12 protein-coding genes are annotated in these 15498 nt (G+C 61.7%); 5 read left to right on the top strand and 7 right to left on the bottom strand.

The annotated features are described in order from the left end of the window. Nucleotides 1–48: 48 nt before the first annotated feature. From M5C56_RS31015 to M5C56_RS30995, 5 genes are all read right to left on the bottom strand, one after another. Complete coding sequence (locus M5C56_RS31015; protein ID WP_103498414.1) at nucleotides 49–1185, bottom strand: alpha/beta hydrolase; 1137 nt, start codon at nucleotides 1183–1185, stop codon at nucleotides 49–51. A gap of 113 nt (nucleotides 1186–1298) precedes the next feature. After that, complete coding sequence (locus M5C56_RS31010) at nucleotides 1299–4229, bottom strand: EAL domain-containing protein (protein WP_103498415.1); 2931 nt, start codon at nucleotides 4227–4229, stop codon at nucleotides 1299–1301. Nucleotides 4230–4612: 383 nt separating this feature from the next. Then, the gene (locus tag M5C56_RS31005; RefSeq protein ID WP_103498416.1) at nucleotides 4613–5629 is read right to left on the bottom strand and encodes an ABC transporter substrate-binding protein; all 1017 of its coding nucleotides are present in this window, start codon (nucleotides 5627–5629) and stop codon (nucleotides 4613–4615) included. Continuing rightward, a complete protein-coding gene (locus M5C56_RS31000) occupies nucleotides 5622–6395 on the bottom strand; it encodes an ABC transporter ATP-binding protein (RefSeq protein ID WP_103498417.1) in 774 nt (257 codons plus the stop codon). Before M5C56_RS31000 ends, M5C56_RS31005 begins: the two co-directional genes overlap by 8 nt. A gap of 1 nt (nucleotide 6396) precedes the next feature. Then, nucleotides 6397–7269 carry an ABC transporter permease gene (locus tag M5C56_RS30995; protein WP_103498418.1) on the bottom strand — a complete coding sequence of 291 codons (873 nt, stop codon included), beginning with the start codon at nucleotides 7267–7269 and terminating at the stop codon, nucleotides 6397–6399. Between the two features lie 330 nt (nucleotides 7270–7599). Here M5C56_RS30995 and M5C56_RS30990 point away from each other — a divergent pair, with 330 nt between their 5' ends. After that, complete coding sequence (locus tag M5C56_RS30990) at nucleotides 7600–8688, top strand: LLM class flavin-dependent oxidoreductase (protein ID WP_103498419.1); 1089 nt, start codon at nucleotides 7600–7602, stop codon at nucleotides 8686–8688. A gap of 110 nt (nucleotides 8689–8798) precedes the next feature. Here the strand turns inward: M5C56_RS30990 and M5C56_RS30985 are convergent, their stop codons facing one another. Then, the gene (locus M5C56_RS30985) at nucleotides 8799–9593 is read right to left on the bottom strand and encodes a class II aldolase/adducin family protein (protein ID WP_103498420.1); all 795 of its coding nucleotides are present in this window, start codon (nucleotides 9591–9593) and stop codon (nucleotides 8799–8801) included. A 120-nt stretch (nucleotides 9594–9713) separates the two neighbouring features. Further along, nucleotides 9714–10619, bottom strand: coding sequence for a LysR family transcriptional regulator (locus M5C56_RS30980; protein WP_103498421.1), 906 nt, complete (start codon nucleotides 10617–10619; stop codon nucleotides 9714–9716). A 219-nt stretch (nucleotides 10620–10838) separates the two neighbouring features. Between M5C56_RS30980 and M5C56_RS30975 the strand changes: the two genes are divergently transcribed. The 4 genes from M5C56_RS30975 to M5C56_RS30960 all read left to right on the top strand — a co-directional run bounded on the left by M5C56_RS30975 (nucleotide 10839) and on the right by M5C56_RS30960 (nucleotide 15498). Further along, complete coding sequence (locus tag M5C56_RS30975; protein ID WP_103498422.1) at nucleotides 10839–11447, top strand: cysteine dioxygenase; 609 nt, start codon at nucleotides 10839–10841, stop codon at nucleotides 11445–11447. Then, nucleotides 11444–13027 (top strand): rhodanese homology domain-containing protein, encoded by a 1584-nt coding sequence (locus M5C56_RS30970; RefSeq protein WP_103498423.1) that lies wholly within the window; start codon nucleotides 11444–11446, stop codon nucleotides 13025–13027. The genes M5C56_RS30975 and M5C56_RS30970 overlap by 4 nt, the downstream gene beginning before the upstream one ends. A 127-nt stretch (nucleotides 13028–13154) precedes the next feature. Continuing rightward, nucleotides 13155–14123, top strand: a complete 969-nt coding sequence (locus tag M5C56_RS30965; RefSeq protein ID WP_103498424.1) for an ABC transporter substrate-binding protein — start codon at nucleotides 13155–13157, stop codon at nucleotides 14121–14123. Between the two features lie 28 nt (nucleotides 14124–14151). Beyond that, nucleotides 14152–15498 carry an LLM class flavin-dependent oxidoreductase gene (locus M5C56_RS30960; RefSeq protein WP_103498425.1) on the top strand — a complete coding sequence of 449 codons (1347 nt, stop codon included), beginning with the start codon at nucleotides 14152–14154 and terminating at the stop codon, nucleotides 15496–15498.

The raw sequence follows: 15498 nt of genomic DNA, 5'->3' as shown, positions 1-15498 counted from the left end.
TGACTCACGAGTAGACCGATCTGCTGGCGCACCAGGATCCGGCCATGACTACTTCAACCGCCCCGCCCCCTCCAGCCAACCTGGCGCGCCTTTCAGCAACCATTCGGTAGCCGCGGAATTGTGTTTGATGCGGCTATCGAGAAACGCCACACCGATTGCCTGAATCGCGGCCACTTGCTTGGGATCCGGGGCCGGTTCGCCCGCCATCGAACTATGGACGCCACCGCCGGGCTTGGCGCCACCGTGCTTGTGCCCTCTGCTCTTGGGAGCATCGCCGGACGGGTCGCTGCCCTTGTCGGCTTTTTTCGATGGTCGGTTGAACAGCTCGGTACCGGACAAGGTCTTGTGCGTCGCTTTGTTCAGCTCCAACTGAACGCTGCCGGCCACCGTCACCGACTCCCCCAGCACCTGTCGCTGGCGATAGGAACTGACCCAGTTGAACGGATCTTCATCCTCCTGACCGGTCATCGACAGCACGGGCGCCGACATCTGGGCGAACAGCCCTGGCCGGGCACCGGCTTCTACATAAGGACTGAGCAACAACACCGCCTTGGGCTGAATCGCGACGCCCGACGTAGCGCCAGGTTCCAGCGCCCCGGCCAGTGCCTCAGCGGTCTGTGCCCCTAAATCAAAGCCGGCCACCACGACCTGGTCCCAATCGATGGCCGCCAGTTGTGCGTCGCCTTTCGCGGCCCGAGCCCGAACCTCAGTCAGGACTTTCTGCAAGGTGGCCAGCCTGTCGCGCAAGGCGGCGGCGGTGTAATGAGTGCTCGCCACGCCACGGAAGTCGCCATCCAACGCCTGCGCCGAGGCAAAAATCGACTGATCATAGGCGTGCCCTTGAACAGACAGCACCGCATAACCGGCTTGCGCCCAAGCCTTGCGCCACTCCACACCGCCCGAGGCCGGCTCACCCAACCCCGGCAAGTAGATAATCAGCGGCAGGCGCTCATGGGTAGCCGGCGCCAACCAGGCCACATCCACCGATTGCTGATCGAGTTGCCAGATGGCGCCCCAATCGGTTGTTTCGTTGTGGGACGGTTGATAGGCGCTGGCCAGGTCTTTATTGACCAGCTCGGTGAATTCGATTCGCGGGTCTGGCGGATCGCCCGCGCAACCAGAGATCAATCCCAGGCTGCCCACTAAGGCGCCCACCGCTAGCCAGTAACGAGGTTGAAGGTTCATTCGATTCACAAAGTCGTCAAGATCAAGATGGCTAGCAGCGTAACCGAGCCTCTGGCGAACGAGACACAAAGGCAGGTAAAGAATGGGTAAAGGGTGGCTGGAGAAGCTGGGGGTTACGCGTCTGCGCTGCCGCTCCAGCCAAGAACCGATCCGCTGCCAGAAAAACACCCCATCAACGCCTGCAACCCCATCGGTTTGGCAAAATAGTAACCTTGGGCCTGTCCCGCCCCCATTTCACGCAGCAATTCGAGCGTCTCGGCGTCCTCGACCCCTTCGGCCACCACGCTCAGGTCCAGGGATTCGGCCATTCGCACAATCGCCCGGACAATCGCGCGACTGCGGGCACTGCTGGTCAGTTCGAGGATGAACGACTTGTCGATCTTCAAGCCGCTGAAACGGTATTGATGCACGTAGCTCAGGGATGAAAAGCCCGCACCGAAGTCATCGAGCACCACCGACATGCCGTTGTCGGCCAGCTGTTGCATGGTGCGTCGAGCCAGCGCCGGCTCCGCCACCAGGGCACCTTCGGTCAGTTCCAGGCAGATCCGCGACGGCGAGACCTGGTGCCGCGCCAGCAGTGCAAGCACATCGCTGGCGAAGTCCGGGCGCGTCATGCTGTAGCTCGAGCAATTGACGTGTACCGGTGGCCAATGGGCGTGCTGGGGCTGGGCGAGGATCACGGCAATGCTGCTCAGCATGTACAGGTCCAGTCGACCGATCAGGCGCAATCCCTCGAAGTCCGGCAGAAACTCGCCCGGCGCGACCACCCGCCCGCCCGGCTGATGCCAGCGGACCAGCGCTTCAAGGGCCAGCAGCTCACCGCTTTCGACGCTGACAATCGGCTGGAAATACGGCAGCAGTTCGTCAGTGCGCTTGAGGGCGTTGCGCAAGGCCCCTTCACGCTCGACCTGGTCCGAGACTTCGCGGCGTACTTCCTGGTTGAACACCGCGTAGCTGTCGCGCCCGGCGCTCTTGACCCGGTACATCGCCGCATCGGCATCGCGCAGCAGGTCGGCCGGCTCCTGATGGAACTGGCTGTCTGCGCTGACAATACCGATACTGCAGGACGAAAAGACTTCATGGCCATTGATGAAAAACGGCAGGTCAAACGCCACCAGGATCCGTTCGGCAATGTCGATCACCCTGTCCAGCGGCGCCTCGGGAGCCAGTACCGAAAACTCATCACCGCCCAGGCGCGCCAGCATGTCGGAGTCACGCAGGCAACCGCGCAAACGGTCGGCGGCCTGCATCAGCAGCAGATCGCCGAAATGATGGCCGAGGCTGTCATTGACCATCTTGAAACGGTCGAGGTCGATGAACATCACCGCCAGGTGCCCGCCTTCGCTATCGAACCGTGACCAGGCCTGGTTGAGGCGCTGTTGCAGGTAGGTACGGTTGGCTAGCCCGGTCAGCGCATCGTGGGAGTTTTCGTGTTGCAGCTTGGCATTGGCATGATCGAGTTCGCGGGTGCGGTTCTGCACCCGGGCTTCGAGCATGAGGTTGGCAGCGTGGATCGCTTCGGCGGCCGTGCGGCGCGACAGCGCGGTGTCGATGTGTCGCGACACGAACGTCAGCAACTCCTGGTCACGCAGGGTGTAGCACACCTGCGAGGTGTAGCTCTGTACGGCAAGCACGCCCCGCACCACATCGCCATCGAACAAGGGAATGCCCAGCCAGGAGTAGGCGCGGACAGACTCATGGGCCCTTTCGGTTTCACCGCTCGCCGACAAGCGCTCGGACTCGCCGGCATCGATCAGGCAGGGTCGACGCTGGCGGATAACGTACTCGGTCAAGCCCCGGCGCCCGCGCCGGGCCACCGGGTGGGTGGTCAGTCGCTCATCGACATAGTAAGGAAAGGTCACTTCGCCAGTCGCGTCGTCGAACAGCGCAATGTAGAAGTTCTGCGCGAACAGCAACTCGCCGACGATGCCATGCAGGGTTTGAAACAACTCGGCCATGTCGCCCGGCTGGCTCGACAGTTCGGCTATCTGGAACAACGCGCTCTGCAGGTGTTCGGCGCGCTCGCGATCAAGCACCTCCTGCCTCAAGGCATCGTTGAGTGCCGACAGCTCCAGGGTACGACGCATCACCGTCTCTTCCAGGTCCGCCCGGTGCAGGATCCGGTCCAATGCCATGGCCACGTGGCGGGCCACCACCAGAAACAGCGCGCGGTCTTCGGCACTGTAGATACGGGCCACGTCGTAGACCTGCATCGCCAGCATGCCAAACACTTCATCCGAGGCATTTTTCAAGGGTGCGCCCATCCAGAACTCGGGACGATCACCCACGCAGTGGAAACGGCCCTCGGCCTGGGCCGCGAGAATGCCGGCGGAGTCGATCAGCAGTGGCTGGCCGGTGGTCAACACCTGGCCGGTCAAGGACAGGTGCCCAGGGTCAAGGTATTCGTAGTTCTCGGCTTCAAGGGCATCCACGTCGATAATGTCGACGTAGTACGGGTAGTCGATCTTGCCACTGAGCGGGTCATACAGCGCGAGGTAGAAGTTCTCGGCGTCGATCAGGCTGGCCAGCAACTGGTGAACCCCCACCAGAAACACCGAACGGTCGCGGGTTGAACTGGCCAGGTAGGTAATCTCATACAACACACGCTGAGTGACCTGCGCACGGGCCAGGGTATTGGTCTGTACCTCAATGCCCAGGCGCTGGGCAAACTCGGCGAGCGCCGGTTCCGCGGCATCCTTGATGGGTGCGAGCAGCCAGCCCAGCACGTTTTCGCCTCTGCCCGTCGGCCAGCGGTGCAACTGGCGGGTCAGGCAAAAGGCGTCAAACGCTTCATGGGCGACGCTTGAGGGCCACTGCAGCGAGGGGTCGCCCTGCCCGACCCGGTGCATTTGTTCTCCGGCGCGGTAAACCACCCAGGCAGTGGTATGGGCCCAGTTGCGCGCTGAGTCCAGCAAGTCTTCGATCCTGTCCTCGTTGCCAACGTAGGCCATGCCAACCGTGCCCGGGGTCCCTTTTAGTTGAGAAGCGACAATATCGCAATCGTTCGATTGCAACGGGGAGTCGGTCAATGGACGAACACTCATCAGCGCTCCCTGAGCCAAAAATTGAAGACACTCACTGATTACTAGCAATGTGCCTTCCAAGTAAAGCTTATAGCGCTTGTTTCAGACGTTTATTCGTTTGGGTGCCAACCGTGGCTGAAGCGCCCCCACGCAGATAGCATATTGCCTCTATTGGTTCGTTATGAGAATGACCGTCCGGCATGAGCTTTTTCAGAGCTGGCCGGTTGGGCCGCTCAGACCAGCCTGGCGCCCAGCGCTTCAGTGAAAATGGGGGGATTGATCGGACCGGGTGACAGCGTGTTGACCCGTATCGGCGCCAACTCCAGGGCGAGGCCTCGGGCCAGCGCTTCCATTAGACGCGGACGCGGATTGTATCGGCGCCCGTGAGTCCGTCTTCAGAACGATCAGTTGGGATTTGTGGCTGTCGATGTCGATCGACTCAGCGCCACCGACTCATTCGAAAACACCTGCGCATCGGTGAATTTCTCCACCTCGACCCGATGGGGAAAGATCTTCTTCTCGACGAAAAGATCATCCACCTGCTGCAACGCCTGCAGATCCCTCGCCTCTACCGGCAACAACGACTCATCCCCCCAACGGCGCAGCAACTGAGAAACCTCAAGGGGAATATCATTGGCCTTGGCAAACACCCGCGCGTACTCCTCGGGATTTTTCTGCGCCCATTCAAAAGCCTTGGCGAAACGCTGCAACACATCGCCCAACGCCCTGCGCTTGAGGGGATCGGCAAGCACTTCATCGGACGCGGTGATAAAGGTCAGCCCGGTATTGATCCCCTCCCCGCTGATCAGCACCCTGGCACCTTTCTGCTCGGCAAATGCCTGATACACGCCGAAGGTGGCCCAGGCTTCGATCTTTCCGGCATTGAAGGCGGGTAACGCATCCGTGGGCAGGACAAAACCGACCTTGACGTCTTTCTCATCCACTCCGGCATTGGCCAGGGCACGAATCAGCAGGTACTGGGAAATGCTGCCACGGGCGGACGAGACCACCACATTGTGCCCTTTCAGGTCCGCGACGGTGTGAATCGGTGAATCGGGTGGCACCAGGATCGCAATGCCCCGGGATTGGCTGCGGCGTACGGCAACGATACGCAAGGCCGTGCCCCCCGTGGCCGCGGCCAGTACCGGCGTGTCACCGGCCGGGCCCAGGTCCACCGCGCCGGCGCGCAAGGCTTCGAACAGCGGCGCGGCACCCTGGAAGTTGGCCCATTCAACCTTGTAGTCGATGCCTTCCAGGGCGTGGGCCGCCTCTACCACCGTGCGCAAACCCTTGGCCTGATCACCCAGGATCAAGGTCACGCCCGATAAATCAGAATGGGTTTTCGGGGCCTCGGCCGCTTTATCACAGCCCCCCAGCAACAACGCGGCCGCCACCAGCATCAACACTCTCAACTCAACCATGGGCAAACCGCCGCAAGCCACTGGCAGCCGCTTGCCCCACCGCCGCCGGGACGTCCACTTCAACCCCGAGAAGACTCAGCAAGCGTGCCCGGATCGCCTGGAAGCCGTCCTGACCCGTGTCCCGCGCCCGAGGCAGATCGATGGTCAGTTGCTCGGCAATCTTGCCATGGGCCAGGACGATCACGCGGTCGGCCAGCAAAATCGCCTCATCAACGTCGTGGGTGACCAGCAGCACGGCCGGCGTATGCTTGCGCCACAGTTCGATAATCAGCCGATGCATCTTGATCCGGGTCAAGGCGTCCAGCGCGGCGAAAGGTTCATCCAGCAACAGCAGCTTGGGTTCGCGCACCAGACCACGGGCCAATGCCACGCGCTGGGCCTCCCCACCGGAGAGCGTCGCCGGGTAGGCGTCCAGTCGATGGGCCAGCCCTACCTCCGTCAACGCCTGCACCGCGCGTTCCCTGGCATCGGGAATGCGCAGTCCGAGGATCACGTTTTTCCAGGCCCGCTTCCAGGGCATCAGCCGCGGCTCCTGAAACACGGCCGCCCGGGCCTTGGGCACGCGCAACTGGCCGCTGTCGATGCTGTCCAGCCCGGCCAGGCTGCGCAGCAAGGTGGTCTTGCCGGAGCCGCTGGCGCCCAGCAGTGCGACAAACTCGCCGGGGGCAATGTCCAGGTCCAGGCCGTCGATGACCCGTTGCTGACCGAACTGGCGCACCACATTGCGCAACTGTACCGGTGCCGCCAAGGATTCGATATTCGACATGTCAGTTCCTCACGAAAGATGGGCGCCAGGCCAGGGCGAAACGTTCCAGGGTGCGGATCAGCCCATCGATCAGCAGGCCGAGGACGCTGTAGATCAACAGGCAAATCACAATCACGTCGGTGCGCATGAAGTCCCGCGCATCGCTGGCCAGGAAACCGATACCGGCGGTGGTGTTGATTTGCTCGACGAACACCAGGGCCAGCCAGGAAATCCCCAGGGAGTAGCGCAGGCCGACAAAAAAAGAAGGCAACGAACCCGGCAGGATCACATGCCAGATCAACTCACGGCGATTGAGCCCCAGGGTGTTGGCGGCCTCGATCAACTTGGGGTCGATGTTGCGGATACCGGAAAACAGGTTGAGGTAGACCGGGAAGGTGGTGCCGGTGACGATCAGCGCGATCTTGGTGAACTCGCCGATGCCGAACCAGAGGATGAACAACGGCACCAGGGCCAGGGAGGGAATGGTGCGCAGCATCTGCATCGGCGAATCGAGGATCACCTCGCCACGCTTGGACAGACCGGTGATCAGCGCCGCCGCCACACCGATGCTGACGCCAATCCCCAGCCCCAGCAGCGCCCGTTGCAGGGATACCAGCAGGTGCTTGCCCAACTCGCCGGAAACGATCATCGCCCACAAGGTACCGCCGATCTGCGACGGCGCGGCGATGATCCGTTGCGGGATCAGCCCCAGCTCGGAGGCCAACTCCCATACCAGCAGCAACACGATCGGGCTGACCAACCGCAATAACACCTCGGGGGTGCGCCAGTTGCGCAACCAGAGGGGCACCAGTCGTGACACACCTTCAGGCTCGCCCTGGAAGCGAGCCGCCTTGTCGACGGAAAACGAGCTGGCATTCAGGGTTTTTTCATTCATCGGGCTTCCGTCCTCACAAAAAACACGGCCAGGAGCGCCGTTGCAGCTTCATGCTAGTCGCATAAAAAACCTCAGTGAAATTCTTTTTGGGAATAACCTAATATGATTAAAAATCAGACATAAAATCCAAACAATAAATTATTTGCATAATCAAGCGAGCCTCGCCGCCCACGCCGACCTCAACCAACAAAATGCATATTACTGATAAATAGCATTTCTTAAAATTCTACAAATTAATAATTAACTTAGAACAAAACGGCATTTTACAGCCCCGCCCCCGCCCCCTACTTTCGACCCCTACAGAGCGCCCCTACCCACAAGGAACTGAGCATGAGCATTGAATTTATCGGCTACATCGGCGGCCACCACGCTTCGGAGATCCATCCCCGCAGTGGCCCGACCTTGCAACCCGACTACGTGGAAACCGTCGCTCGCGCCCACGAAGCGGCCGGCTTCGACCGTGCTCTGGTAGCCTTCCACTCCAACAGCCCGGACAGCACGCTCATTGCCTCCCACGCGGCCAGCGTGACCAAAAAACTGCAGTTCCTGATTGCCCATCGGCCCGGTTTTGCCCAGCCGACCCTGGCCGCTCGACAGTTCGCCACCCTGGACGTGTTCAACGGCGGGCGCACCGCCGTTCACATCATCACTGGTGGCGACGATCGCGAACTGCGGGCCGACGGCAGCCATATCGACAAGGACGAACGCTACGCCCGCACGGATGAATACCTGAGCGTGGTGCGCCAGGAATGGACCAGCGAGAAACCCTTTGCCCATGAAGGCACCTACTACCAGGTCGAGGGCGCCTATTCGACGGTGAAGTCGCCGCAACAGCCGCATATCCCGCTGTATTTTGGCGGTTCTTCAGCGGCTGCGATCGCCGTGGCCGGCAAGCATGCGGACGTGTATGCGCTATGGGGGGAAACCTACGAGCAAGTGCGGGAAGTGGTGGCCCGGGTACGGGCTGAAGCCGCCAAACACGGACGGACGATTCGCTTCAGTTTGTCGTTGCGGCCGATCCTGGCCGAGACCGAGGAGCTGGCATGGCAACGTGCGGAGCAGATCCTGCAACAGGCTACCGCCCTGGCCGAGCAGAACGGTTTTGTCCGGCGCGAACCACCGAACGAAGGGTCTCGTCGCCTGCTGGCGGCGGCGGCCCAGGGTTCGAGGCTGGATAAACGCTTGTGGACCGGGATTGCCGGACTGCTGGGGGCACAGGGTAATTCGACGTCACTGGTGGGCACGGCGGAACAAGTGGCAGAGGCCCTGCTCGACTATTACGACCTCGGTATCACCACCTTCCTGATTCGCGGCTTCGACCCTCTCAATGATGCCATTGACTATGGCAAGCGCCTGATCCCCCTGACCCGCCAGTTGGTGGCGGAACGCGAGCGGCAAGCGGCTGAAAAGGTCGCATAGAGCGGCCTTTTTGAAAGCGTCGGGTTCGACCTTTTGTACTCGGGTTGATCCCCTTGCAAAACCCACCTTTCCCTCTCGGGAAGGGTGGGCATCAACTCACCCATGACCGATCAATGCTTGTAGTCGGTATCGGTACGTTCCAACTGCCGAATCAACGCATTCCAATGCCGCGCCACCCCCGGCCCTTCCCCGCTCTTGAACACCTCGGCCTGCTTCTCAACCTTGGCCACCACCTCGGCCGGCGGAAAGATCAGTTCGGCATTCCCCGCCGCCTGCGCCGCGATCTGAATATTGCACGCCCGCTCCAGGCCCTGCAGTTGCTGGAACGCATGCTCGACACTGATCCCCGCCGTCAACAAGCCATGGTTGCGCAGGATCATCACGCTCTTGTCCCCCAGGTCCGCCACCAGGCGCTCACGCTCATCCAGGTCCAGGGCCACGCCCTCATAGCCGTGGTAAGCCACTCGCCCGGAAAAACCGATGGAGTGTTGGGAAATAGGCAACAACCCACCCTTCTGTGCCGACACCGCAATGCCGTCGCGGGTATGGGTGTGCAACACCGCTTGCAGGTCAGGGCGGGCAGCATGGATGGCGCTGTGGATCACATAACCGGCGTAGTTGATGCCCAGCCCGGTCGGGTCATCGACAAGGGTGCCATCGATGTCGACCTTGACCAGGTTGGAGGCCGTGATTTCATCGAACAACAGCCCGAAGGCATTGATCAGGAAATGCTCCTCGGGCCCCGGCACCCGGGCGGAGAAATGGGTGTAGATGTGATCGGTCCACTTGTACAAGGCCGCCAGCCGATAGGCCGCAGCCAGCTTGACACGGACCTCCCACTCTTCTGCAGTGACCCGCAGTCGGACATTGTTCGAAACGCTGGATAACGGACTGACGCTGCTCATGGCAAAACTTCCTGGATGGCCTTAAGGACTTCCAGACAAGCCTATGGGATGGAAAAAAATAATAAAAAGCACATTTTAATCTAAGCTAATTATTATTTTTTTTCATATCCAGCAGCGCAATCATGCGGCGTTTCTGACTTTGTGCAACGACGCCGCCACCCGTTTGCCAAAGGCATCCACCGGCCCTTGCAGGTTGCCGAGGAAGTGCGGGTAGATCAGCCACAGGTCCATCACCGGCTTGAAATCCTTGAGGGGCATGACCGCCAGTTGCTCGCGATGGACGCTGCGTTCCAGCAACGGCCGCGGCACCAGGCCCAGCCCCAGGCCGTCAGCCACCAAGCCCAACTGCAACTCGGTACCGAAGGTTTCCAGGTTGACCCGCAAGGCCAGGCCCTGGTCCGACAGGGTGCGTTGCAGCCCGGCCCGGAAGCCGCAGCCATCGGGATTGAGAATCCAGCCGTTCTGGTAGACATCCGCCAGCTTGCACGGGCGCTTGGGCAACTGGGCCTTGGCGCACACCACCACCAGTTCCATCTTGCCGATGGATTCACCGATGATGTTGTCCGGGAAGATCTTGCCCGCCGGAAACAGCGCCGCCGCCGCGTCCAGTTCACCGCGCTCGATCTTGCCGACCAACTGGCTGCCCCAGCCCGTGGCCACCTGGGCGCGCAGATCGGGGTATTCGGTGCGCAGGTGCTTGAGGGCGTCCAGCAGCACCACGTCACCGATGGTTTGCGGCACACCCAGGCGCAACAACCCGGTGGGCGGTGCATCGGTGGCCACCAACTCGCGCAATGCATCCATCTCCCGCAGGATCAGACGGCACTGTTCATACACCCGGGTTCCGATCAGCGTAGGCTTGAGAGGCTTGGTGTTACGGTCGAACAACTCCACTCCGAGCGCCTGCTCGAAGTTCTGCACGCGGCGGGTGATCGCCGGCTGGGTCAGTTGCAACGACTCGGCGGCATGGCTGATGGACTGGCAACGAATCACTTCGACAAAGGCATCGATATCGTCAATTTTCATTTGGGCCGCACATAGAGAACAGTCATTAAGATGTGTGAAAAGCATAGTTACATAAACGCCGCCTGGATAGCCCACCCGCCCCATCGATAACGCCTAACGCTATTCAAACCGGTTCTAAATTACTTTCAGCTATAACCTAATCATTAAAAAATAGCATATTAACTATAAACATTATGCTTAGATAACCCACCACCACGAACCACCCACGATGGAACTGCCATGACCCAGGCCCGACACCCGGAGAGACTCAGAGCATTCATAGGCGCCCTGGCGGAATTGATCGACGGCAACCCTCGCGAAGGCGATCTGCTGCACCGCGGCGGCAAGCTGTTGGCGCAACTGGTCAGCCATGATGACTGGCTGCCGGACGAATTTGCCCAGCCCAGCCCCGAGCGCTATCAGCAATTTCTGCTGCATGCCGATTCTCGGCAGCGTTTCAGCATCGTCAGCTTTGTGTGGGGACCGGGACAAAGCACGCCGATTCATGATCATCGGGTGTGGGGGCTGATCGGCATGCTGCGCGGCGCCGAGTATTCCCAAGGGTTCGAACGCAACACCGACGGCACGTTGAGCGCCGAGGGCAAACCGATCCGGCTGGAACCGGGCCAGGTCGAGGCCGTCTCGCCGAAGATCGGTGACATCCATCAAGTCAGCAATGCCTTTGCTGACCAGGTGTCCATCAGCATCCATGTCTACGGCGCCAATATCGGTGCCGTGCGCCGTGCGGTGTATCAGCCCGACGGCAGCGAGAAACTGTTTATATCCGGTTATTCCAACGCCTTTCTCCCGAACATCTGGGATTTGTCCAAAGAGAGCCCTGCCCAATGAGCACTGTATCGAACCGCACCTTCGCCCAGATTCGCCAGGCCCTGTTGGACCATGAAGAAGTCGCCCTCGTCGATGTACGCGAGGAAGCACCTTTCGCCGAATCCCACCCTCTGTTCGCCGCCAATATCCCGCTGTCCAAACTGGAGCTGGAGGTTTACTCGCGCATCCCCCGCCGCGATACCCAGGTGACGGTCTACGACAACGGCGAAGGCCTGGCGAACATCGCCGCCGAGCGCTTGCAGGCGCTCGGCTATACCCGGGTCAGCCTGCTGGCGGGCGGTCTTGATGGTTGGCGCCGCGCCGGTGGCGAGCTGTTTATCGACGTCAACGTGCCCAGCAAGGCCTTCGGCGAGCTGGTGGAAAGCCGCCGCCACACCCCGTCCCTGGCGGCGGAAGAAGTCCAGGCGCTGCTCGACAGCGAGGCCGATGTGGTGGTGCTCGATGCCCGGCGTTTTGATGAGTACCAGACCATGAGTATTCCCACTGGCATCAGCGTCCCCGGCGCCGAGCTGGTGTTACGCGCCCGCGAGCTGGCGCCGGATCCGGCCACCCATATAATCGTCAACTGCGCCGGGCGCACCCGCAGCATCATCGGCACCCAGTCGCTGATCAATGCCGGCATCGCCAATCGGGTATTCGCCCTGCGCAACGGCACCATCGGCTGGACCCTCGCCGGCCAGACGCTGCAGCACGGTCAGTCGCGACGCTTCGCCCCCACCTCGGAAGAACATCGCCAGGTCGCCGCCCAGGAAGCTCGCCGCGTTGCCGACAAGGCCCACGTGGGCCGCGCCACCCTGGCCGACCTGCAAGGCTGGCAGCAGCAAGCGGCGCGTACCACCTACCTGTTCGACGTACGCACCCCGGAAGAATACGAAGCCGGTCACCTGCCTGGCGCCCGCTCGACGCCGGGCGGCCAACTGGTGCAGGAAACCGATCATGTCGCCAGCGTGCGCGGTGCGCGCCTGGTGCTGGCCGATGACGACGGTGTAAGGGCCAATATGTCCGCCTCCTGGCTCGCCCAGTTGGGTTGGGAAGTGCATGTGCTGGATGACCTGCAACCGGCTCATTTCAGCGAGCAAGGCCCGTGGCAGGCACCGGTCCCTGCAGCTCGGCAGGCCGAAGTCATCAGCCCGCAGACCCTGGCCGAGTGGTTGACCCACGGCGACACCGCCGTACTCGACTTCACCAGCAGCGCCAACTACGTCAAACGCCACATCCCCGGCGCCTGGTGGGCCCTGCGCGGGCAATTGCCGCAAGCCCTGGCCAAGGTGCCGGCAACGCAACGCTATGTGCTGACCTGTGGCAGCAGCCAACTGGCGCGCCTGGCGGTGGCCGAAGTCGAGGCCCTGACCGGCAAGCAGGTGTTCCTGCTGCAAGACGGCACCGCCAGCTGGATTGCCGCACAACTGCCGCTGGAAGAAGGCGAGAGTCACCTCGCCTCACCGCGCATCGACCGCTATCGCCGCCCCTATGAAGGCACCGACAACCCAAGGGAAGCCATGCAGGCCTACCTGGACTGGGAGTTCGGCCTGGTGGAGCAACTGGCCCGCGACGGCACCCATGGCTTTTTCGTGATCTGAGCCCTCCAGGCTTCTGCACCGCATGCCGGGCAGCGCCGTTTGCCATACCACACATTGAATTCAGCCCGACCCCTTTCTCCAGGCGGAGGTGACACGAAACATCAAGCTTCGCCTGGAGCACGCTGTCATGCGCTTTACCCAACCGTTCAAGCACCTGCTGCTCGCCAGCGCCCTCGCGTTCGGCGCGGCGAGCCACGCCGCCGACCTGCAACCGCTGTTGGTGGCCAATCAAAAGTCGACGATCAAAGTGCTGCTGGAGGTCTCCGGCGAACTGGCCGACGTGCCCTACGAGATCCAGTTTTCCGAGTTCCCCGCCGCCGCCCCGCTGGGTGAAGCACTGAATGCCGGTGCCGTGGATATCGGCGCCTTGGGCGATGCACCCTATGTCTTCGCCCTCGGTGCCGGTGCGCCGCTGAAGGTGGTGAGCATCATCCACGCCGAGGGGCGCTACACCACGGCCATGCTCACGCTGAAGGATTCGCCGCTGAACACTGCCGCTGATCTCAAGGGCAAGCGTATCGTCACCACCCGCGGCTCCATCGGCCACTTCCTGGCGATCAAGGCGCTGCGCAGTGTCGGCCTGAGCACCCAGGACGTGCAATTCATCTACCTGCTACCCAGCGAGTCGCGCCTGCTGCTGGACAACGGCAGCGCCGACGCCTGGGCGACCTGGGATCCCTACACCACCATCGCCACCACCCAGAGCCAGGCCAAGGTCCTGGTCAGTGGTGACAGCCTGCTGACCAACCACTTGTACCTCGCGGCCACCAGCCAGGCCATTGCCGGCAAGCGCCAGCAACTGGACGACTTCGTCGCCCGGGTCGATCGCGCCTATCGCTGGAGCAATGCCCATCCCGAAGCCTATGCCGCCGCCCTGGCCAAAATCACCGGCCTGCCCCTGGCGGTGCATATAGCCGTGGCCAAGGCCACCCATATGCAACCGGTGGCGATCGACGACGCGGTGATCAGCGGCCTGCAAACCACCGCTGACATCTACCAGGAAGAAGGGCTTCTCACCCGACACATCGACGTCTCCCAAGGCTTCGACAAGAGCTTCAACGCCCAGCGTGCCCCCTTTACCCAAGCTTCTCGATAAACAGCCGTCCCGCTAAAGGAGTGAGAACATGAGCAAACGCCAACTGAAACTCGGTGCGATGGTCCATGGCGTCGGCCATGGCTGGGGCGAATGGCGCCATCCGCAGGCCCAGCCCAACGCCAGTGTCAACTTCGGCTTCTACAAGCAGCAGACACAACTGGCGGAAGGCGCGAAGTTCGACTTCGTGTTCATTGCCGACAGCCTGCATATCCATGAAAAATCCAGCCCCCACTACCTCAACCGCTTCGAACCGCTGACCATCCTATCGGCCCTGGCGGCGCTGACGTCGCACATCGGCCTGGTGGCGACCGTGACCGTCAGCTACACCGAACCCTTCCAGGTGGCGCGCCAGTTTGCCTCCCTTGACCATATCAGTGGCGGCCGCGCCGGCTGGAACGTGGTGACCTCCTGGCTCAGCGGTACCGCCGACAACTTCGGCAAGGCCGAACACCCGCCCCATGCCGTGCGCTATCGCATCGCCAAGGAGCACGTGGAAGTGGTCAAGGGCCTGTGGGACTCCTGGGAGGACGATGCCTTTGCCTATAACAAGCAAAGCGGCGAGTTCTTCACCCCCGGCAAGCTGCATGCCCTGGAACACAAGGGTGAGTTTTTCTCGGTCAAGGGCCCACTGAACATCGCCCGTTCCCGCCAGGGTCAGCCGGTGATTTTCCAGGCCGGCACCTCCGAGGCCGGGCGTAACTTTGCCGCCGAGAATGCCGATGCGATTTTTGTCCACGCCGAGAACTTCGACGAAGCCCGTGCCTATGCCCAGGACCTGAAAAAGCGCGCCCGTGGTTTTGGCCGCGATGCCGATCAGCTGTCGATCCTGCCGGGCATCCGGCCGATTGTCGGCCGCGATGAAGCCGAGGTGGAAAGCCGCTATCAACAAGCCGTGGAACTGGTGACCGTCGAGGATGCCATCGTGGCCCTGGGTCGGCCGTTCAACGACCATGATTTCAGCCAATATCCACTGGACGCGCCGTTCCCCGAATTGGGCGACCTGGGCTCCAACAGCCAGAAAGGCGGCTCTGACCGCATCAAACAGCTGGCCCGGGACGAAGGCCTGACGTTGCGGGAAGTGGCGCTGCGCTTTTCGCGCCCCAAACGTGATTTCGTCGGCACCCCGGAGCTGGTCGCCGACGCGATCCAGACCTGGTTCGAAGCGGGCGCGGCCGACGGTTTCATTATCAACTCGCTACTGCCGGATGGCTTGCAGTCCTTCACCGAACAGGTGGTGCCCGTGTTGCAGCAACGTGGTCTGTTTCGCAGCGAATACAGCGGCGTCACCCTGCGCGACAACCTCGGCCTGGAGGTCCCGGCCAATCGCCATAGCCTCGCCCTTGAATCCGAAGCGCAACAGGAGGCACTGGCCTGA

This window comes from Pseudomonas sp. MWU13-2862, assembly GCF_023242495.1.
GTDB lineage: Bacteria > Pseudomonadota > Gammaproteobacteria > Pseudomonadales > Pseudomonadaceae > Aquipseudomonas > Aquipseudomonas gingeri_D.
Note: the sequence above shows the minus strand (reverse complement) of the source record. Positions and strands in the feature narration are given on the sequence as shown.

What these genes read in the sequence shown, in the direction of transcription:
- M5C56_RS31015 (WP_103498414.1), bottom strand. Translation starts at nt 1,185, where the DNA reads ATGAACCTTCAACCTCGTTACTGGCTAGCGGTGGGCGCCTTAGTGGGC.
- M5C56_RS31010 (WP_103498415.1), bottom strand. Translation starts at nt 4,229, where the DNA reads ATGAGTGTTCGTCCATTGACCGACTCCCCGTTGCAATCGAACGATTGC.
- M5C56_RS31005 (WP_103498416.1), bottom strand. Translation starts at nt 5,629, where the DNA reads ATGGTTGAGTTGAGAGTGTTGATGCTGGTGGCGGCCGCGTTGTTGCTG.
- M5C56_RS31000 (WP_103498417.1), bottom strand. Translation starts at nt 6,395, where the DNA reads ATGTCGAATATCGAATCCTTGGCGGCACCGGTACAGTTGCGCAATGTG.
- M5C56_RS30995 (WP_103498418.1), bottom strand. Translation starts at nt 7,269, where the DNA reads ATGAATGAAAAAACCCTGAATGCCAGCTCGTTTTCCGTCGACAAGGCG.
- M5C56_RS30990 (WP_103498419.1), top strand. Translation starts at nt 7,600, where the DNA reads ATGAGCATTGAATTTATCGGCTACATCGGCGGCCACCACGCTTCGGAG.
- M5C56_RS30985 (WP_103498420.1), bottom strand. Translation starts at nt 9,593, where the DNA reads ATGAGCAGCGTCAGTCCGTTATCCAGCGTTTCGAACAATGTCCGACTG.
- M5C56_RS30980 (WP_103498421.1), bottom strand. Translation starts at nt 10,619, where the DNA reads ATGAAAATTGACGATATCGATGCCTTTGTCGAAGTGATTCGTTGCCAG.
- M5C56_RS30975 (WP_103498422.1), top strand. Translation starts at nt 10,839, where the DNA reads ATGACCCAGGCCCGACACCCGGAGAGACTCAGAGCATTCATAGGCGCC.
- M5C56_RS30970 (WP_103498423.1), top strand. Translation starts at nt 11,444, where the DNA reads ATGAGCACTGTATCGAACCGCACCTTCGCCCAGATTCGCCAGGCCCTG.
- M5C56_RS30965 (WP_103498424.1), top strand. Translation starts at nt 13,155, where the DNA reads ATGCGCTTTACCCAACCGTTCAAGCACCTGCTGCTCGCCAGCGCCCTC.
- M5C56_RS30960 (WP_103498425.1), top strand. Translation starts at nt 14,152, where the DNA reads ATGAGCAAACGCCAACTGAAACTCGGTGCGATGGTCCATGGCGTCGGC.